The organism is Gallibacterium genomosp. 1 (genome assembly GCF_001678575.1).
Taxonomy (GTDB): Bacteria; Pseudomonadota; Gammaproteobacteria; order Enterobacterales; family Pasteurellaceae; genus Gallibacterium.
Genome location: NZ_JTJP01000002.1, coordinates 13,313 through 33,464 on the forward strand (window position 1 = coordinate 13,313; position 20,152 = coordinate 33,464).

Consider the following 20,152-nt stretch of genomic DNA (forward strand, 5'->3'; position numbering starts at 1 on the left):
GAGTGCTTTATGAGCGAAATTAAACATATTGATTCTAATAACCGTCTATCAGAAGCCACTATTTATGCTGGAATTGTCTATTTAGCAGGACAAGTTGCAGAAGACTCATCATTGAACACCTATGAGCAAACTCAACAAATTTTGCAACTTATCGATATTTTATTGGAAAAAAGCGGTTCAGATAAATCTCGTATTTTACGCGCAGAAATCTTCTTAGCTAATATAAATGACTATGCTGAAATGAATCGTGCTTGGGATCAATGGGTCGTTGCAGGTAAAGCACCTGCACGATCTACCGTTGAAGCAAAACTTGCCGATCCAAACTGGAAAGTAGAGATTGTAATTACTGCGGCGTGTAAATAACAGCTTCTTATGCCATAATAAACGCTTTCTAATTTATTCAATACTGAAATTATTAATGCTTATGACATTTATTGAAAACTTCCCTATTTATATGCAGTTTTTTATTGGATTATTTGCAGTCACTAACCCATTAGGGTCATTACCTATTTTTATGAGTATGACGAGTAACCAATATGAAACCGAACGCCAAAAAACAATGTTAGTTACATCCACCGCAATTGGTGTAGTTTTACTTACCAGCCTGTTTGTTGGTCAAGCATTGCTTAATTTTTTCAGTATTTCTATTAACTCCTTCCGTATCGCCGGTGGTCTGCTCGTTATTTCGATTGCAATGACAATGATCAGCGGTAAATTAGGGGAAGAAAAACAAAATAAAGAAGAACGGGCAACCAATTTTTCTGAAAGTGAAAGCATTGCTGTTGTTCCACTTGCAATGCCGTTAATCGCAGGACCAGGTGCTATCAGTTCAACTATTGTCTGGGCTTCACGTTATAACAGCTGGATAGATTGGCTCGGTTTCGCGATGGCTATTTTAATTTTTTCGGTAATGTGTTATGCCATTTTCCGCTCCGGTCCAATGATTATGAAATATCTCGGTAAAACTGGTAGCAATGTGGTCACACGTATTATGGGATTAATTCTAATGGCGCTCGGTATTGAGATCTGTGTTACAGGAATTTCTAATTTGTTTCCAGGATTATTACACTAATGTGGCATAAGTTTTTAAATAAAAAAAGTTTTATTATTTGTGCATTATTGGCAATAGCTAGTTGTGATCAACAGCCCTCTTCACAAACAACAACTGCAATCACAGAAAATAAAACACCATCTCGACAAACACTTATCCGCGGAGGCGAGTTTTCGCATTTTCAACTCAATCCCCAACAAGTTACAGATCTGCAAAATAGTGCGATTATTTATGATCTTTATGAAGGGTTGGTAAGTTACGATCTTCACGGCAATATTATTCCGGCTATTGCTCAATCTTGGCAAACAAAAGATAACAAAGTTTGGCTATTTTCTTTACGAAATGATGCTAAATGGTCAGATGGCTCTAGCGTTACCGCTACCGATTTTGTGAAAAGTTGGCAAAATTTATTTATAGAAAATTCACCATCAGCACAATATTTAGCTTTTATTGCAACTAAAAATGCCAAAGCTATTCTACAGAAACAGGCTGAACCTGCTACATTGGGAGTAACTGCTTTAGATGAGCACCATTTGCAAATTGAACTGGATAAAGCAAATGCTAATTTTCCCTTAATGTTGGCACATATTTCCTTATTGCCAATAAAAAACTCTCTACATAACGGTGCTTATACTTTAAATAACATTGATGAAAACAAAGTAATATTAACGCGTAATCCCTTTTATTGGCAAAAATTGCACGTTTCTTTCCAAAAAGTTGAATACTGGAGGACAAATCTTAAGTCAAAAGAGATTGATCTACACTTAAATGTCAATAATGATACGCAACAAACCGTACCGAAATTATGTAGCTATTATTATGAATTGAATCCTCATCACCACACTTTAAAAAATAGTGCAGTAAGACAAGCATTAGTGAGCCTAATTTCCAGTAAAAGTGCAATTAATGGCGTGAATATTAACGGTAAAGCCAGTACTAATTTATTACCTTCATCAATGTTATTAAGCGCCTATTTCAATTCAGCACCACCAGAACAATTATTACAACAGGCAGGGATCACTATTCAACATCCATTACAGTTAAGTTTAATCGTTGATAACAACTCGACAAATATTGCTATTGCACAAAATTTAGTGCGTCAGTTTTCTCAATCAGATTTAATCAGAGCAAGTATTCAGGCGAAAACCCAGCAAGAATGGTCTTTGTTGCATAGTCAACAGCAATTTCAACTTATTCGCAGTGGTTGGTGTGCCGATTACAATGATATTTCCGCATTTTTAAATAATTTTCACTCTAAAAGTCCGGATAATTTAATGCATTATCGTAACGAAAAAGTGGATCAATGGTTGGAACAAGCAATGTTAGAAACATCAAATGAAAAACGACAACAAATTTATCAGCAGGTTCTTGACACGCTAACAACTGATGCCATTATTTTACCAATCTATCACTATTATTTACCGATAAAAATCTCTGCCGACCTTGCCGGTTATGACTTAAATAATCCAACACAAATTTTTTATAGCAAAGATCTCTATCGTTCCGTACAATAAAAATGCGATCACATTGATCGCATTTTCTCTTGATAACAAGTTTACTTCAACGGTGGTTTAACGTCCGGACGTGCTTCTGGTTTGTCTAATTCAGGAAATTGTTTTTGTTTGTTGTTTGCTAAAACCTGCGCAATTTCTTGCGCCTGTTTATCTAAATGTAATGCTGCATAAGCTTGTTGTAACATTGGTAATGCTTTATAAGCATAGCTTGTGTCCGGATACAAACGAAGCAAGTTATCTTGGATTCGGTTCACTACAGCAACATAAGCATCGCGTTTCTGATAAAATTCCGCAATTTCATATTGATGTTTTGCCAAACTTTCACGAATATAGTTCATTCGTTGTTTTGCATCTGGAGTATATTCACTGTTCGGGAAATAACGAACTAAGGTTTCAAAATTATGATAAGCATCTTCTCTCGGCTTAGTTTCTCGTGAAGAACGCTCTACTCCAAAGAAGTCCTGGAATAAATTATCCCCCAACGCCATATTGGTTAAACCAGCAATATATAGCACATAATCCAAATGAGGACCTTGCGGATATTTTTGCAAATAACGCTCCGCTGTCGACAAAGTATTCACATAATCTTCATTGCGGTAATAGGCATAAATTAAATTTAAATCTGCCTGTTGTGCATATTCGCCATATGGAAAACGATCATCCGTAGCTTCAAGATAACGAATTGCTTGACGATAATTCTCATCCTGCAAATATTCTTGAGCTTTTTGATATAATTCACTCACTGGAGCCTGCTCCACTTGCTCTTTAGAAGAATTGGAACAAGCTGATAATACCAAAGCGGATAAAGCGGTCACAACAATTACTTTTATCTTCTTCATATGCATCTAAATCCTTAAATTTTTATTAGGTGAATTGCACAACAATTACACAATTCTTGATTCGCTCTATAAACTCGTGAACAGTTAAGGTAAAATCACGACTTTAACTCTATTGGTTGCTGTTATTGTATAGTGTATCAGCAAATAATTAAATGTTTATATTACTGGAATTAAAAACACGATGGAACACAAAAAACTAACAGCAGAGGTTCAACCTCATCAATTAGGTCAACGTTTAGACCAAACTTTAGCAGAATTGTTTCCGGAATATTCTCGTTCTCGCATCAAAACTTGGATCGAAGCTGGTTTAGTGCAGGTAGATAATAGGATTGTTACCGTACCTAAAGAAAAAGTGTTCGGCACGGAACAAATCATTATGCAGGCAGAAATAGAAGAAGATACTCGTTTTACACCACAAAATATTCCGCTTAATATTGTATACGAAGATGAACATATCCTTGTAATTAATAAAAGCAAAGATCTCGTTGTCCATCCGGGGGCAGGTAACCCCGATAATACCGTATTAAACGCTCTTTTATATCATTATCCGCCGATTGCGGAAGTGCCGCGTGCTGGGATTGTACATCGTTTAGACAAAGACACCACCGGTTTAATGGTGGTTGCCAAAACAATAGAGGCACAAACCAAACTGGTTCGTGCATTACAAAAACGGCAAATTACTCGCGAATACGAAGCCATTGCTAGCGGAATTATGACTAAAGGCGGAACAGTTGATCAGCCAATGGCTCGCCATCCAACCAAACGTACACATATGGCGGTACATCCATTAGGCAAACCAGCAGTAACCCACTATCGCATTATGGAACGTTTTCGCAACTACACTCGCTTAAGATTACGACTTGAAACCGGACGTACGCACCAAATTCGTGTACATATGGCATATATAGCCCATCCGTTACTCGGTGATCAAACTTATGGTGGGCGACCTAAACCGCCAAAAGGTGCAAGTGAAGCCTTATTAGAAGTATTACGACAATTCCAACGTCAAGCACTACACGCTATTATGTTACGCTTAGAACATCCGATTAGTCGGGAATTAATGGAATGGTATGCCCCCTTACCAGATGACTTTGTTGAATTAGTCAATGCCCTAAAAACAGATTATGAACTACACAAAGATGAATTGGATTATTGATGAATGCTATTTACCCAAATTGGCAAGTGCCGAATAATATTCACGCATTAAGTACTTTACGCACCGGAGGTTACAGCTACGGTGCTTATGTCGGTATGAATTTAGGCGATCACGTTGGCGATACCGCAAAAATCGTTGCTAAAAATCGACAATTGTTAGTAGAACAATTTCAATTGCCGCAATCACCAACTTTTTTCACGCAAATACACAGCAATCTTGTTAAGAGATTGCCTCTTAACAGCGAAGATAAAACGGCGGATGCCTGTTACAGCAACCAACCTAATCAAGTCTGCTTAATTATGACAGCGGATTGCTTACCAGTTATTTTTGCTGCAGAAAATGGTAAAGAAGTTGCCGCTGCACACGCTGGTTGGCGGGGATTAGCCAACGGTATATTAGAAAATACTTTGTGCTGTTTTAACGCTCCAAAAGACAAAATTAAAGTCTGGCTTGCTCCGGCGATCAGTGCTAAAGCATTTCAAGTCGGACAAGATGTTTTTGATGCTTTTTGTCTAGACAATGAAAGAGCAAAACAGGCTTTTAAGGTTGATGCCCAAAATCAAGGTAAATATTTTGCAGATATTTATCAGTTAGCAAGAATCCGCTTACAACAAGTGGGAATATTGCCCCAAAATATTAGTGGTGGTGAGTATTGTACCTACTCCGAACCAGAAAAATTTTATTCTTATCGTCGCGATAAAATTACAGGAAGAATGGCGACATTAATTTGGTTTGAAGATAAATAACTCTCGTTTTAGGGATTCATCAATGACTTTTTATTTAAACTTTCTCTTTGCTCTGACAATTTTATTTTTCTATTATATTATTCAAACTACATTAATCAGAAAATCTATGGTAAAAAGTTTTGTCGAGCCTGACTTATTTCAAGATCCTAAAAACCATCATTCATTCTCTCGTATGTGGAAAATGGGGTATCGCTATGATGCCAAAATCAGTGCAATAATTATTGCTGTTCCTTTTATTATTGGTTCAGTTTTAATCGCATTTTCGCTTTATCAAGCGACAATTAGCTTCTTCAGTTTCTATATTTTTCTAATTTCATTACTCTTTACCGGTATTAATATCGGTAACTATTTTTACTTTAAAACCTATAAAAGCTATTACAATATTTTTATGTTTGGTATTGTCGAAGATGATACTAAAGCCGTCTTAAATAATATTTGGGAAGATTATCCTATTCTTAAACTAATATTCCTCACCATTATAGCTGCTGTTTTCCCTACATTTGTTTTTATTTGTATTCTAAATCAACAACCCTTAGCAATAAAAAATTATAGTACATTCATTACTACTATTTTTAGCTTAATCATTTTTATCTATCTTGCTTATGCTGCTAGAGGGTATTTTTTCACTCATCCATTAGCAAAAATGCACGCCCAAGTTTCAGCATTAAGTATTATTAATCAGATGGTTCCAAATGGTATTATTGCAATGAAATGGGCTTTTGAAGATCGAAAACGTGATATTCAATTTTCAAATGTTGACAAAGAGCAAGGTTTAAAACTAATCAAGCAATTCACAAAATTTATTCCAACTAGCCAATCCCTTAAATACGAAAATCCTCAGCGATTTTTTGTTGATAAAACAGAAAAAGATACTTTTCTAGAACAGAATCCACCACATATTGTTATGGCTTTAATGGAAAGTTTTGGCCATAATTTTTTACAACTTGATAACGTTGAAACTAATGATTTATTGGGGAAATTACGAAAATATTTTCAGCAGGATTATTATTTTAAGTTTTTTACTTCTGACTATAACGGGACAGCGCCATCATTATCTTCCCTTTATTTTTATAGTCCAATTCAGAATATTAGCCAATCGATCGCACAAAATAAAAGTTTGGCACAAACACCATTCTTTATTTATAAAAGTAAAGGTTATAAAACAGTTTTTATTACTGCAGGAAATATTATGTGGCGAAATTTAGCCAACTATATGCCACTGCAAGGTATTGATGAACTTTATGATCAAAACTCAATTATAGATACATTCCCCGAATCAAAAGCTACTCTCTCCTATTGGGGTGTTGCTGATGAATATGCTTTTAAATTGGCAGAAAAATTATTGCAAGAAAGTAGTCAACCACTTTTTATTAATATTCTGACAATGACAAATCATCCACCTTTCAAAGCACCGGACAATTATCATCCTTTTGTGGTCAATCCTGATATATTAACTGGGAAGATTTTAGCTAAGGATAAAACTGAACAGAAAAATATTTTGCAGGCATTCCAATATGCAGCAAATGCATTAGGCGAATTTATTGAAAATATAGAAAAAAGTAATATTGCAGAAAAAACAATTATTGCCGCAACAGGTGATCATTATATGCGTGCAATGGAAAATCGTTTTCCGCTTGATCTGTTTTTAGATAAAACAGTACCATTTTTTATTCATATCCCATCAACTATAAAAGAAAATTTACCAATAGACTTTAATCCTTATAGACTAGGATCACATAAAGATATTATGCCAACTTTATTCTCATTAAGCCTATCTGATTGCGAATATTGGCATTTAGCTGGCAGAAATTTATTATCAAATAAATCAGATAACAAATTCAATTTTGCTTTTAATGAAACCGTATTTATTACTCCCGATGCAGTTTATGATCTCCATTCTGAAAACATTATTAAATATCAATGGAATAAACAGAATGGTGAAATTAAATATCAACTTGAAATAAGTGAAATGGAGTCTCAAGGAATAAAAGCCTACTTAGATTTGTTATATTGGCAAATTAATTATCAAATTAAAGGTATAAAAGAATAACATTATTTATTAATAACAAACCTACGAGCTATCATAGGTTTTTACTTATATTTTTAAGGCATATCTTCAAAAAGATATGCCTTTTATTTCTACTTATAACGCTTCAATAGCAGCATATTGTGCTTTTAATTTATCAAGACCATCCAAATAGCCTTGCATTTTTTCACGTTCTTTAGCAATGACTTGCTCAGGGGCTTTCGCCACAAAAGCTTCATTGCTCAATTTGTTTTCAATGCGCGCAATTTCACCATTGAGTTTCTCTAGTTCTTTGGTTAGGCGTGCTAATTCAGTGGCTTTATCAATAAAGCCAGCCATTGGAATAAGAAGTTCCGTGTTGCCAATCAATTTGGTTACTGAGAATGGTGCTTCTACTCCATCGTTTAACACTTCAATGCTATCTAATTTCGCCATACTTGCTAATAATGTGCAATTATCGGCAAGAATTTGTTGCTGTTCTGGCGTTAAATGGCGTAATAATGCCTCTAAGCCTTTACTTGGAGCAATATTACGTTCCGCACGGATATTACGCACCGCGATGATAATCTCTTTCAGCCAGTTGATTTGCTGTTCGGCTTGCTCATCAAGCTGACTTGGCTCACATTGCGGATAAGGCTGAAGCATAATGGTGTCGCCATTCACGCCCGCAAAGCCTTTCACTTTTTGCCAAATTTCTTCCGTGATGAATGGAATAATCGGGTGAGCTAAACGCAACAATTTTTCCAACACATTCACTAGCGTACGGCTCGCCCCACGTTTTTGAGCTTCTGAGCCTTGAGCGAACACAGGCTTGGTGAGTTCCAAATACCAGTCGCAGAACTGATCCCAAGTAAATTCATAAATCGCGTTGGCGGCTAAATCAAAACGATATTGCCCGAATGCAGTGCGAACAGCTTGGGTTGTACGGTTAAACACCGATTGAATCCAACGATCCGCAAGGCTATATTCCACCTCGCCCTCAGATAAATCTAGCTTCTCATTGGTTAGAACAAAACGGCTCGCATTCCATAACTTGTTACAGAAATTGCGATAGCCTTCCAAGCGTTTCATATCCCAGTTAATATCACGTCCGTTGCTGGCAAGGGCGGCGAGGGTAAAACGCAAGGCATCAGTACCGTGAGCCGCAATGCCATCGGCAAACTCTTTGCGGGTGGCTTTAGCGATTTTTTCCGCTAATTGCGGTTGCATCATATTGCCGGTGCGTTTTTCTAACAAATCTTCAAGGCTGATGCCGTCAATCATATCAATCGGATCAAGCACGTTGCCTTTTGATTTCGACATTTTTTGCCCGTTTTCATCACGGATCAAGCCCGTTACATACACGGTTTTGAACGGCACTTGCGGCTTGCCATTTTCATCTTTGATGAAGTGCATTGTGAACATAATCATTCGTGCCACCCAGAAGAAAATGATGTCAAAGCCCGTGATCAGCACATCAGTTGGGTGGAACATCGCCAAATCTTTGGTTTGCTTCGGCCAACCTAAAGTTGAGAACGTCCACAAGGCTGACGAGAACCAAGTGTCTAGCACGTCTTCATCTTGTTTCAGTTTTACATCAGAATTTAAGTGATATTTTGACCGCACTTCTTCTTCACTGCGAGCCACATAAATATTGCCTTCTTCATCATACCAAGCTGGAATACGATGTCCCCACCACAGTTGGCGAGAAATACACCAGTCTTGAATATCACGCATCCACGAGAAATAGAGGTTTTCATATTGTTTCGGCACAAATTGGATTTCGCCCTCTTCCACCGCTTTGGTCGCCACTTCTGCCAACGGTTTTACGCTCACATACCATTGATCAGTCAGCATTGGCTCAATCGGCACGCCACCACGATCGCCATAAGGCACTTTGAGATCGTGCGGTTTGATTTCTTCCAATAAGCCTAAGGTATCGAAATCCGCCACAATTTGCTTACGTGCGGCAAAACGCTCCATTCCACGATATTTCTCAGGAATTTCAGCCACATAATTTGCCAACGGCTTATTATCTACGCCGATAATTTCCGCTTCATCACGAATATCCGCATTCAAAGTCATCACGTTCACCATTGGCAACTGATGACGCTTACCCACTTCGTAGTCGTTAAAATCGTGTGCTGGGGTAATTTTTACCACACCAGTACCAAATTCACGATCCACATAATCATCAGCAATAATCGGAATTTCACGATTCGCTAGTGGTAAAATCACGGTTTTGCCGATAAGAGATTGATAGCGTTCATCTTCAGGGTGTACCGCTACCGCCGTATCTCCCAGCATTGTTTCAGGACGGGTGGTCGCCACCACTAAATAATCCTTACCGTCCGCCGTTTTTTCACCGTTCGCCAATGGATAGCGGAAATGCCAGAGCGAGCCTTTGCTTTCCTTATTTTCCACTTCGAGATCGGAAATCGCGGTGTGGAGTTTTGGATCCCAGTTTACAAGGCGTTTACCACGATAAATCAAGCCCTCCTCGTGCAAACGCACAAAGACTTCTTTCACCGCCTCAGACAAGCCATCGTCCATTGTGAAACGCTCGCGTTCCCAATCAATGGAGTTACCCAAACGTCGCATTTGCTGGCTGATCGTGCCACCTGAATACGCTTTCCAATCCCAGATTTTTTCAATAAAGGCTTCACGGCCGTAATCGTGGCGAGTTTTGCCCTCTTCCGCTGCGATTTTACGCTCCACCACCATTTGCGTGGCGATCCCAGCGTGGTCAGTCCCTGCCTGCCAAAGGGTGTTATCCCCCTCCATACGATGAAAACGGATCAGCGTATCCATCAAAGTTTGCTGGAAAGCGTGCCCCATATGCAACGACCCTGTTACATTCGGCGGCGGAATCGCAATACAATAACTCGGTGCATTCGGGTTTTCATTCGGCTTAAAATAGCCCTGTTCTTCCCAGTGTTTATAAAGTGCTTGTTCTACGGCAGAAGGATCAAAACGATCTTCCATTTCAAATTTTTGTGTCATTGCTTTTTCTCTATATATGTTTTAGTTTATCTGCTATATCATCAATTTTGATATATTTAGTATCTAATAATTTACTTTCTAAAATACTAATTAGATCAAGAATATTTACCTCTTTAACTAGTATTGACATCTGTTCACCAGATATTTCTGCCTGTCCATCCTCCACTATTCTTGTACTATTTTTGGTAATAATCCAAATCTGTTTTTCTGAGTTATCATTTAATGATATTGATGTCTTAATAGGCTTTTTTATACGACCATCCAAAAACTCATATTCTATAAGCATATTACTCTTACAAATTTGATACTTATAATTATTGATCTGTTCTTTCTTTTTTTGCTCCCAGTTTCTATGTAAAGTACAATCGTAAATCACTTCTAGTTTTGGTGTATTATTAGATATATTCGAAACTTTAAATATACCATCACATCGTCCCCCAGCATTATCTCTAGGGATAGCATAAATTTCAGATATGCCTAGCATTTTTAGTACACAAAACACTAGTTCTTCGAAATCTTCAGGAGCAGTTACATTTTCTAACGTATTTTTAAGTTGGTCAGTAAATTGTTTCACAAAATTAGACACACTATTATCCAAAGATATTTTGGACTTTTCATCACTCCAATCATTCCCATTTTTAGTTAGAATTTCTAGATTAGATGCAAAATAATTATCACCTTTTATTGTATAGTCAAAAATAACTTCATCACCAACTGAAAAACGTCCCCAATCATCTTGATTTTTTATATACTCTTTTTTGCATAAGAAATCTTTTTTATAATCATCAAATTGACTAATAATAATCTGCTCTTTTTCTAAACATATTCTTTTTATTGTTGATTTTCCAGATAGAGATAGCTTTTTAAATTTAATTACTTGTATATCTTGAGCATAAAATTTATTTCCTTTATTTATAGCTTTAAAAGTAACCTCATCACCTTCATTCAATACCTTTAATTTTTCCTCACTTAAAGACTTTTGATAAAACTCTTTTGTGCATAAAAAATCATTAGGTTGATCTTTATCTATTTTTTCTATAATAATTATTCCCTTAGCTAGATCTAGCTTTTTGATTGTTGATTTTCGTTTATTTTGCATATATTGCCCCTAATGGATTTAAAAATTTAACCGAACATATCAAAATCGATCACCTATTGCACTTGAGCTTGATTAAAAGTCCATCCAAGGCTTAAAGCGAATGGCTAATTGCCGTTGCTGTTCAATAATTTCTTCTTTTGTCATTGGTTTCATTATTTCTTCCTCCAACCTTAGCTCACTAATTTCATATCCAAATGCGGTATGCCGTCTTCTAAATATTCCGTTGAAATGGCTTGGAAACCGAAAGATTGATAAAAATCCCGTAAATAAGTTTGAGCTTGGATTAGCACGGGTTGGGTTGTCCAATGTTGTTGGCAATAAGCTAATGCTTGTTGCACCAATGCTTTAGCTAAGCCTTTGCCCCGTGCGTACTGTGCGACTAGCACTCTGCCAATATGCACGCCGTCATCTTGTGGGATAATGCGGCAGTAGGCACAAATTTTGCCGTCAAATTCTTGCCAAAAATGCACCGCACTTTTATCCCAGTGATCCACTTCTTGATAAGCACACTGTTGTTCCACCACAAACACGGCGGTGCGTAATTGATAAATGGCAAACAATTCTTCTGTGCTAAGTTGAGCAAAGGATTTTGCAATCCACGACATTAGGCTTGCTCCGTGCTTAATTGCCAACCAAGCTGGCGGTATTGTTTATAACGTTCTCTGGCTAGCGCTTTCAGTTGTTCATCTGCCGGAACAAACTCTATCACTTGAGGGAAAAGTAATGCAAATTCAGGAACCTGTAATGATAATGAAATTAATAGATCTCGCCGTTGTGAATTACGCTTTCCCGGCCAACAGATTTCTACCGGCGTCATAAAACCGCTAACCTCACCGGATAAATTATGCGGGACAAACTGTTGTGGCTCTCGTTGCCATAACAGTTCATCAATCAACAAAGCCTGCTCTTCATTTTGGCAAGAAATCAGTACTTTCTTTCCTAATCGCCACGCATCCGCTGCCAAATCACACGCTTTATTTTCTAAAGGATTTTCTTGTATAGTTACCTCAGAAAAAACATAAAAAAGAGCCTGTTTTGCCATAATTATCCTGCTTATTCATAGAATTGAGTTATTGTAACGTAAAAGGAAAATAGGATAAAGAATCGCCCATACAAATGATGAAAATCCAATTTGCTTTACTACTTTAATTCTCGTCTGCCTATAAACGAATGCGATAACGTTGTACCGTCCACCATTTCCAGCTCACCACCAACCGGAATGCCGTGAGCAATACGGCTCACTTTTACACCATACTGTTGACACATTTCTGCAATATAATTCGCCGTCGCATCGCCTTCAATTGTTGGATTAGTCGCTAAGATCACTTCAGAAAAAGATTCTGTCTGCAATCTTTTCTGCAATAAATCCAGCCCAATCTCTTTCGGGCCGATACCATCCAATGGCGATAAATGCCCCATTAATACAAAATAACGACCTGAAAACTGCCCTGTCTGTTCAATTGCCTGAATATCGGAAGGCATTTCCACTATGCATAACTGCCCATTCTCTTGACGGCGATAGTTATTGCAAATATTACACACTTCTTCTTCGGTAAAAGTACGACATTGACTGCAATGACCGATATGCGCCATCGCTTCTGTCAGCGTTTTAGCCAAATTCATTGCACCGCTGCGATCACGCTGTAATAAATAATACGCCATTCGTTGTGCTGATTTCGGACCGACTCCCGGCAGGCAACGCAAAGCATCCATCAATTCATCAAGTAAAGGGCTAATTTGCATAATTTAAAGAAAGGACCTAAATGAAATTATATTTAACAACAGAGATAAGGGAGCTATTGCTCCCCATCTTGATTAGAAAGGCATTTTAAAACCTGGTGGTAATTGCATTCCGGCAGTAACGGAAGCCATTTTCTCTTTTTGTAATTCATCTGCACGGCGAACAGCATCATTGAAAGCTGCCGCAACAAGATCTTCCAACATATCCTTATCATCTTCCAACAATGAAGGATCAATCTCGACACGGCGGCAACTATGCGCCCCATTAACGGTGACTTTCACAAGTCCGGCACCGGATTCGCCGGTCACTTCCATCTGTGCAATCTCTTCTTGCATTTTCTGCATCCGTTCTTGCATCTGTTGGGCCTGTTTCATCAAGCCGCCTAATCCACCTTTTCCAAACATAATTTTACCTATCTATTGTGTAATGAAAAATAAAAGCTGTATTTTAACTGAAAAGCATATTTGTGCAATTCTCAATGACCTGTTTTACCTGTCGGGCGCACCGAATCTAAAGTAATTTGAGCATCAAATTGCTGCATAAAGTCCTGCAACACTCGATCCTGTTGCAGATTTTGTTGCGCTTGAACCACTAATTGCTGATAAATTTCGTTGCGTATCTCAAACGGCGTTTTTTGTTCTCCTTGATAAACATCAAGTTCAATCCGCATCTGATGGCCGTAAAAATCTTTCAATGCTTGTGTAATAAAAGCCGAATCTAAAGTTTTTAATAAATTAAAGGCTTCAGGACGCAGACCTAATTTCAAAAAATCATCTGTTTTCTCAAGGATCACCGATTTTAATAAAATACCTTTGCTATTGCCCTTAACTGCCATTTTTTCAATATCACTGCTCCACTCACTCTGTTTTGCAGTTAAAGCAATAATCTGCTCCAATACTTCAGGCGTATATCGTTTCAATAAAGTTTGTTTAATTTCCGAAGGCTTTACTGCCTGTCCCTGAAGTGCCAATGAAGGATCGCTCCAAGACCAGTGATAATCCTCATTGATACTTTCATTTTCGCTTTCTTCTTCATCGTTGGTTTCTGTAGCACTAGCTTTTTCCCACAACGAAGATGATGATTCTGCAACATCTATATTATGAGCATAATCATTTGTTATAAGCTCCCTATTTTCAGGTTCAGAATTCTGTTTTCTTGAAATTGAAGGAGGTACTTCATTTACTGACCGAATAGCTCGATCTTCTACAAGATCAAACTTTTTTTTTTCGCTCTCTACAACATTCTTATTATCCAGAACCATATGTGCCGTCTGCCCTTGTTCTAGATTAGAAACCGCCTGCAGAATACTCAAAGATTGTTGTGCTGAAGACTTAATCGACTGTTGTTGATTGCTATCCGCCGGTATAGTCGCTTCGTTACTGTCAATTTGCGGCTGCACGACCTGTTTCCAACTACTACCTGTAGTTTCCCTATTCACAGGGGTTATTTGTACATCATTACTCGTACTCTGTTGTAGCGAATGCTGTACAGAAAAAGGTGACTTCTCACTTTTTTCAGAGGTAATTTCTGTATGAGAAACAACTGCCATTTCATTAGGCAAGAAAAAACGCTTTGGATGAAACGCCAATGCACGCAACATCGTCATCTCAACACCAATTTTGGGATCCGGTGAATAAGACAGTTCTTCTCGTCCTTTAACCATTAATTCGTAATAGAACTGCACATCCTCTGGCGAGAGATTTTTTGCTAATAAAGTTAATGCCGTATTCGCTTGTTCAGGATTTGGCGGTAGGAACTGCAACATAGCAATTTGATGTAACGTTTCTGCCATCTCCTGCAATACTCTTTCCCAATCAACGCCTTGTTGTGCAATCTCATACAAAACTTGCATTGCTTGCTCACCATCTGCTTGAGAAAGCGCTTTTAATAAGGCGATTGATTTATCGTTATCCAACAAGCCAAGCATCATATTGACATCATTGACATTAATATTGCTATTACTCAAGGCTATCGCTTGATCGGTTAAACTTAAAGCATCACGCACACTGCCTTGTGCCGCACGCGCAATTTTCATCAAAGCTTGTAGTTGATAATCGATATGCTCTTTTTGCAATAATTTCTGCAAATGTGCAGCAATCACATCCGCATCCAACGCTTTTAAATGAAATTGAATGCATCGGGAAAGAACAGTAATTGGCAATTTTTGCGGATCGGTCGTTGCCAAGAGGAATTTGACATATTCGGGCGGCTCTTCCAATGTTTTTAACAACGCATTAAAACTATGTCGAGATAACATATGCACTTCATCGATAAGATAAATCTTGAATCGACCTCGTACCGGTTTGTATTGCACATTATCCAGCAGCTCTCGAGTATCTTCGACTTTAGTACGTGAAGCCGCATCGATTTCAATCAGATCAATAAAATTCCCTTCTTTAATCGCACGACAATTTTCACATTCACCGCACGGAGTAGCTGTAATCCCTTTTTCACAATTTAATCCTTTGGCAAACAGACGAGCAATAGATGTTTTTCCAACACCGCGAGTGCCGGAAAACAGATAAGCATGGTGTAATCGTTGATTATTTAAGGCATTGGTCAACGCAGCAATAATATGCTCCTGCCCTACTACATCAGAAAACTGATCCGGTCTCCATTTACGCGCCAATACCTGATAACTCATACTTTCCCTTTTTATCTTATGTTAGTGTCCGGCAAAATCCACCAATGTAAAAGATTCTACACCCAATTTACGCAAACGCTCTTCACCACCTAATTCGGGTAAACTAATAACAAATGCAGCGTGTTCAACTTTACCGCCTAAACGTTGAATTAATTTAATAGTGGCCTCCACTGTGCCGCCGGTCGCCAACAAATCGTCAATAATAAGCACATTATCATTTTGATTGACTGAATCGGTATGCATTTCTAAAGTATCCTGACCATACTCTAATTCATAAGATTGCGAAATCACTTCACGTGGCAATTTACCCGGTTTTCTCACTAAAATAAAAGGAACATTTAAAGCCAATGCTACCGGCGCACCGAAAATAAATCCTCTTGATTCTGTACCGGCAACTTTTGTAATGTTCTTATCTTTAAAGTACTCTGTGATTAAATCGATAGTTGCTTTAAATGCTATCGGAGTTTCGACTAAACTGGTAATATCACGGAAAATAATGCCTTCCGCAGGATAATTTGGAATAGATTTAATTGATGATTTAATTAATTCTTTTTGCTGTTGGTTCATTATAATTTGCCTAACAAAAATTATACAGCTTCCGCTGTTCTCAAAGTTGCGTATTCTAACAGTGCTACTTCTGAAAAAATACACTTTTATATCAAAAAATAAAATTTCTATTGATAAATATCAACGCCGTCTTTACGCGTTCTCAGTAATCGTAAAATCCAAACGTACTGTTCTGGTGTTGCCGTTACAAATTTTTCGATTACTTCATTCATTAACCTTGCACTTTGATGCTCATCGTCTGTCAACGCTAATGGTGCATCAATCTCAATTTCATAACGTCCTTGTTGTGCGTTATAACGGGCAAACATTGGAATTACCACAGCTTTAGCGATTTTGCACATTTTATTCAATCCGGGTAATGTCGCCTTGTAAGTTGCAAAAAAATCGGCATAAACACTTAATTCTTCGCCATAATCTTCATCCGGCAGATAATAGCCCATCTCCCCTTTGCGGACTGCATTCAGAAAAGGCTTAATTCCATTTTGGCGTGCGTGCATTTTGCCGCCGAAACGTTCTCGAACCGCATTCCAAAGCCAATCTACCAGTGGATTTCGATGTGGATTATACATTGCGGTCATTGGCATTCCTTGCGTATGCAAAATGATACCGGAAGCATCAATAGCCCAAGTATGAGGAACCAGCAAAATAATATTTTTACCCTGCTGTTTTGCCTGACGTAAATGCTCTATACCTAAAAACAGACTCCTTTTTTGCAAATGCTTAGTGGAACGCAATGCTATTTCTCCAATTCCCAACATTGTTTGTGCCACTGTAATAAACATTTTGTCGATCACTTGCTCACGCTGCTGTTCACTCCAATGTGGAAAACAGTAACGTAAATTGACTTGCGCCCGTTTTCGTTGTTTTTTTGCTATTTTCCCGACCAATAAACCGATTTTAGTTGCCAAAGCATCACGACAACGAAATGGTAAAAAAGCCAATAAAGCTAACAAAAACACACCGAACCAAATACCCCAGAATTTAGGACGTAAATAGCTCCAACGGAACTGAGGTTCATACCCTACTCGTGCTGTAATTCTTCTATTTTCGTCAGACATCTTATTTTATTCAGTTAAACCAACCATAGTCATACATCATTTTTGCCGTCATAATAAATGCCATTATCACCACCATTGGACGAATCAATTTTTGTCCTTTAGTTAATACCATTTTGGCACCTAATCTTGCGCCTAAAAAACCGCCGATCATCATAACGAAGCCAAGCGTCCAATAAACTTCTCCACCTAAAATAAAAAAGATCAATGAAGTGAAATTGGAGGTGAAATTTAAGATTTTAGCGTGAGCAGTTGCTTTCGATAAATTAAATCCCAACAAGGTGACAAAAGCGACACACAAAAAAGAGCCGGTTCCCGGTCCAAAAAAGCCGTCATAGAAACCGATTGGAAATGCTGCCGCTAGCGCAAATGCGGTAAAACTTAAACGTTGATGACAATCTTTCTCACCCAATTTAGGAGAAAATAGAAAATACAAGCCAACAACCAACACCAAAATAGGCAATAATGACTTCACAATAGAAGCATCAATTAATTGCACGGCAATTGTTCCGACCATTGCGCCGCTAAAAGTACCGAGAATCATCTTCCAGACAGTACGCAAATCTACCGCTTTTTTTCTCACAAAATAAAGACTTGCAGAAAAAGAACCGCCGCTCGCCTGCAATTTATTGGTCGCCAATGCCGCTGCCGGTGGCAATCCGGCTGCCAATAATGCCGGAATCGTGATCAATCCGCCGCCGCCGGCAATCGCATCGATAAATCCGGCTATTCCTGCCAACAAAAAAAGAATCGCATAAATATCTAAGCCGATGTCCATTTTTTCTCCTCTATTTGCTGTGTTATTGTGCAAACCACTGCTGTTTATCAGGGGAATCTAATAATTGTTGACACAAAAAAGGCAATTGTGGTGTTTTTTTCGGTGAACTCGGCACAGTTGTAGAATGAGGTTTAAACCACGACATCAGCTCCTCACCACAACCGTCTCCAGCAGGAATCGGTGTCTGCTCTTCACAATATTGAGCTCCCTTAGGACAATGTAAACGTACGTGGAAATGAGCATCGTGTCCAAACCACGGACGTAATTTTCTTAACCAACTACGATCACCATTAACAGTTTGACACAGTTTCAATTTAATTGCTGGATTAACAAAGATTCTTGCCACTTTATCATCCTGAGCCGCTAAACGAATTAATTCAGTCTGATTTGATGTCCAAACACGCTCATCTACCCGTTGCGCTTTGCGATCCACCATTAAAATAGCTGTCGGGTTTAAGGCCTGCTTTGCACTCATTGCCCCCATTTTTAACCAAATATCAGCATCCAATCCCATTTGATGGCTAGCGTGTCCGCTGGCAAAACGACCGCCGGCAGGCATTGCAATATCGCCAACTAACATTGTTGGCAAACCTGCATTTTTAACCTTTTGTCCTAAATGTTGTAGATAACTCAACATTTCCGGATGCCCGAAAAAACGCAACTTTTGAGATCGAATCACCTGATAACCTTCACCCTGCAAAGGCAACGCCTGTGCACCAATAATACAACCATTGCTGTAACTACCAATTGGCAACGGATCACCAGCAATCGGTCGCTTAATTCTCTGCCATTCTGTTTCTGCTAAACCAACATTCATCAAACTAAAAATAACACAGAGCGCTAAAACAATTCGCTGACTAAGCTTCATTTTTTAATCCACATTGTCCTTGATAACGTAATAAATGATCCATTAACACGATCGCTACCATTGCCTCTGCAATTGGCACTGCACGAATACCGACGCAAGGATCGTGTCTGCCTTTGGTGACCACCTCAACTGCTTGATTGTACAAATTTACGCTTCGTCCCGGAATAGTAATGCTGGAAGTCGGTTTTAATGCAATTGTCGCTACTATTGGTTGCCCCGAACTGATCCCTCCTAAAATTCCACCGGCGTGATTGGAACAAAAACCTTGAGGTATCATTTCATCACGATGCTGACTACCACGCTGTGTTACCACTGCAAATCCATCACCTATTTCCACACCTTTCACAGCATTAATGCCCATTAGTGCGTGTGCTAAATCAGCATCCAGACGATCAAAAACCGGCTCACCCAACCCGACAGGAACATTTTCCGCTACCACGGTCAATTTTGCGCCAATAGAATCTCCAGCTTTCTTTAATTCTCGAATTAATGCGTCAAATTTTTCAATTGTCGCCTTATCTGGACAGAAAAATGGATTACTGTTAACAAAATCCCAATTAATTTCTTCTAATCGTTGCGCCGGCACCTGTACATCACCAATTTGAGATAAAAATGCACGAATTTTGACGCCGAAATACTGAGCAAGATATTTTTTTGCAATACCGCCAGCAGCAACGCGAATTGCCGTTTCTCTCGCAGAAGAACGACCACCACCACGGTAATCTCTAATACCGTATTTTTGTTGATAGGTATAATCTGCGTGTCCAGGACGAAAACGATCTTTAATTTCACTGTAATCTTTAGAACGCTGATCACTATTCTTAATCAATAAACCAATACTTGTTCCGGTTGTTTTTCCTTCAAACACACCTGATAAAATTTGTACTTCATCATCTTCCCGACGAGGAGTTGTATAACGAGACGTTCCCGGTTTACGTCGATCCAAATCCGGTTGAAGATCTGCTTCACTCAATTCTAATCCTGGCGGAACACCATCAACAATACCACCTAATGCAATACCGTGCGACTCTCCAAACGTCGTTACTTTAAATAGTTGTCCAATACTATTGCCTGCCATATTTTCTT

At 38.5% G+C, this 20,152-nt stretch carries 19 protein-coding genes; 6 read left to right on the forward strand and 13 right to left on the reverse strand.

Annotation, left to right across the window (positions count from 1 at the left end; translation table 11 throughout):
• The first annotated feature begins 9 nt into the window (after positions 1-9).
• The 3 genes from QV04_RS00275 (at position 10) to QV04_RS00285 (ending at position 2,565) form a co-directional block, all read left to right on the forward strand.
• A complete protein-coding gene (locus tag QV04_RS00275; RefSeq protein WP_065230501.1) occupies positions 10-363 on the forward strand; it encodes a RidA family protein in 354 nt (117 codons plus the stop codon).
• A gap of 61 nt (positions 364-424) precedes the next feature.
• The gene (locus QV04_RS00280) at positions 425-1,072 is read left to right on the forward strand and encodes a YchE family NAAT transporter (RefSeq protein ID WP_065230557.1); all 648 of its coding nucleotides are present in this window, start codon (positions 425-427) and stop codon (positions 1,070-1,072) included.
• The gene (locus tag QV04_RS00285; protein ID WP_065230502.1) at positions 1,072-2,565 is read left to right on the forward strand and encodes a peptide ABC transporter substrate-binding protein; all 1,494 of its coding nucleotides are present in this window, start codon (positions 1,072-1,074) and stop codon (positions 2,563-2,565) included. The genes QV04_RS00280 and QV04_RS00285 overlap by 1 nt, the downstream gene beginning before the upstream one ends.
• 41 nt (positions 2,566-2,606) lie before the next feature.
• On the opposite strand, the gene QV04_RS00290 is transcribed toward QV04_RS00285, so the two are convergent.
• Positions 2,607-3,404, reverse strand: a complete 798-nt coding sequence (locus tag QV04_RS00290; protein ID WP_065230558.1) for an outer membrane protein assembly factor BamD — start codon at positions 3,402-3,404, stop codon at positions 2,607-2,609.
• A 181-nt stretch (positions 3,405-3,585) separates the two neighbouring features.
• On the opposite strand from QV04_RS00290, the gene rluD reads away from it, so the two are divergent.
• The 3 genes from rluD to QV04_RS00305 are packed head-to-tail and all read left to right on the forward strand — an operon-like array spanning position 3,586 to position 7,356.
• Positions 3,586-4,560, forward strand: coding sequence for a 23S rRNA pseudouridine(1911/1915/1917) synthase RluD (gene rluD / locus QV04_RS00295; protein WP_065230503.1), 975 nt, complete (start codon positions 3,586-3,588; stop codon positions 4,558-4,560).
• On the forward strand, positions 4,560-5,306 hold the full coding sequence (pgeF, locus tag QV04_RS00300) for a peptidoglycan editing factor PgeF (protein WP_065230504.1): 747 nt from the start codon (positions 4,560-4,562) through the stop codon (positions 5,304-5,306). Before rluD ends, pgeF begins: the two co-directional genes overlap by 1 nt.
• Positions 5,307-5,328: 22 nt before the next feature.
• Positions 5,329-7,356, forward strand: a complete 2,028-nt coding sequence (locus QV04_RS00305; RefSeq protein WP_065230505.1) for an LTA synthase family protein — start codon at positions 5,329-5,331, stop codon at positions 7,354-7,356.
• Positions 7,357-7,449: 93 nt separating this feature from the next.
• On the opposite strand, the gene QV04_RS00310 is transcribed toward QV04_RS00305, so the two are convergent.
• The 12 genes from QV04_RS00310 to aroC form a co-directional block, all read right to left on the reverse strand.
• The gene (locus QV04_RS00310) at positions 7,450-10,314 is read right to left on the reverse strand and encodes a valine--tRNA ligase (RefSeq protein WP_065230506.1); all 2,865 of its coding nucleotides are present in this window, start codon (positions 10,312-10,314) and stop codon (positions 7,450-7,452) included.
• A 10-nt stretch (positions 10,315-10,324) separates the two neighbouring features.
• Positions 10,325-11,413 (reverse strand): hypothetical protein, encoded by a 1,089-nt coding sequence (locus QV04_RS00315; protein WP_065230507.1) that lies wholly within the window; start codon positions 11,411-11,413, stop codon positions 10,325-10,327.
• A gap of 170 nt (positions 11,414-11,583) precedes the next feature.
• Entirely contained in the window at positions 11,584-12,018 is a 435-nt protein-coding gene (locus tag QV04_RS00320; protein ID WP_065230508.1) for a GNAT family N-acetyltransferase, read from the reverse strand.
• Positions 12,018-12,455, reverse strand: coding sequence for a DNA polymerase III subunit chi (locus QV04_RS00325; protein ID WP_018347124.1), 438 nt, complete (start codon positions 12,453-12,455; stop codon positions 12,018-12,020). The genes QV04_RS00320 and QV04_RS00325 overlap by 1 nt, the downstream gene beginning before the upstream one ends.
• Before the next feature lie 98 nt (positions 12,456-12,553).
• Positions 12,554-13,156, reverse strand: a complete 603-nt coding sequence (recR, locus tag QV04_RS00330; protein ID WP_013746785.1) for a recombination mediator RecR — start codon at positions 13,154-13,156, stop codon at positions 12,554-12,556.
• A gap of 72 nt (positions 13,157-13,228) precedes the next feature.
• Positions 13,229-13,558, reverse strand: coding sequence for a YbaB/EbfC family nucleoid-associated protein (locus tag QV04_RS00335; protein WP_013746784.1), 330 nt, complete (start codon positions 13,556-13,558; stop codon positions 13,229-13,231).
• A gap of 71 nt (positions 13,559-13,629) precedes the next feature.
• Positions 13,630-15,798: a DNA polymerase III subunit gamma/tau gene (dnaX, locus tag QV04_RS00340; RefSeq protein ID WP_065230509.1), complete on the reverse strand. Its 2,169-nt coding sequence runs from the start codon at positions 15,796-15,798 to the stop codon at positions 13,630-13,632.
• Between the two features lie 21 nt (positions 15,799-15,819).
• Positions 15,820-16,365 carry an adenine phosphoribosyltransferase gene (gene apt, locus QV04_RS00345; protein WP_065230510.1) on the reverse strand — a complete coding sequence of 182 codons (546 nt, stop codon included), beginning with the start codon at positions 16,363-16,365 and terminating at the stop codon, positions 15,820-15,822.
• 107 nt (positions 16,366-16,472) lie between these two features.
• A complete protein-coding gene (lpxM, locus tag QV04_RS00350; protein ID WP_065230511.1) occupies positions 16,473-17,423 on the reverse strand; it encodes a lauroyl-Kdo(2)-lipid IV(A) myristoyltransferase in 951 nt (316 codons plus the stop codon).
• A 10-nt stretch (positions 17,424-17,433) separates the two neighbouring features.
• On the reverse strand, positions 17,434-18,198 hold the full coding sequence (locus QV04_RS00355) for a TSUP family transporter (RefSeq protein WP_065230512.1): 765 nt from the start codon (positions 18,196-18,198) through the stop codon (positions 17,434-17,436).
• Positions 18,199-18,220: 22 nt separating this feature from the next.
• Positions 18,221-19,066 (reverse strand): penicillin-insensitive murein endopeptidase, encoded by an 846-nt coding sequence (gene mepA, locus QV04_RS00360; RefSeq protein ID WP_065230513.1) that lies wholly within the window; start codon positions 19,064-19,066, stop codon positions 18,221-18,223.
• Entirely contained in the window at positions 19,056-20,144 is a 1,089-nt protein-coding gene (gene aroC / locus QV04_RS00365) for a chorismate synthase (RefSeq protein WP_065230514.1), read from the reverse strand. Before aroC ends, mepA begins: the two co-directional genes overlap by 11 nt.
• Positions 20,145-20,152: the final 8 nt, after the last annotated feature.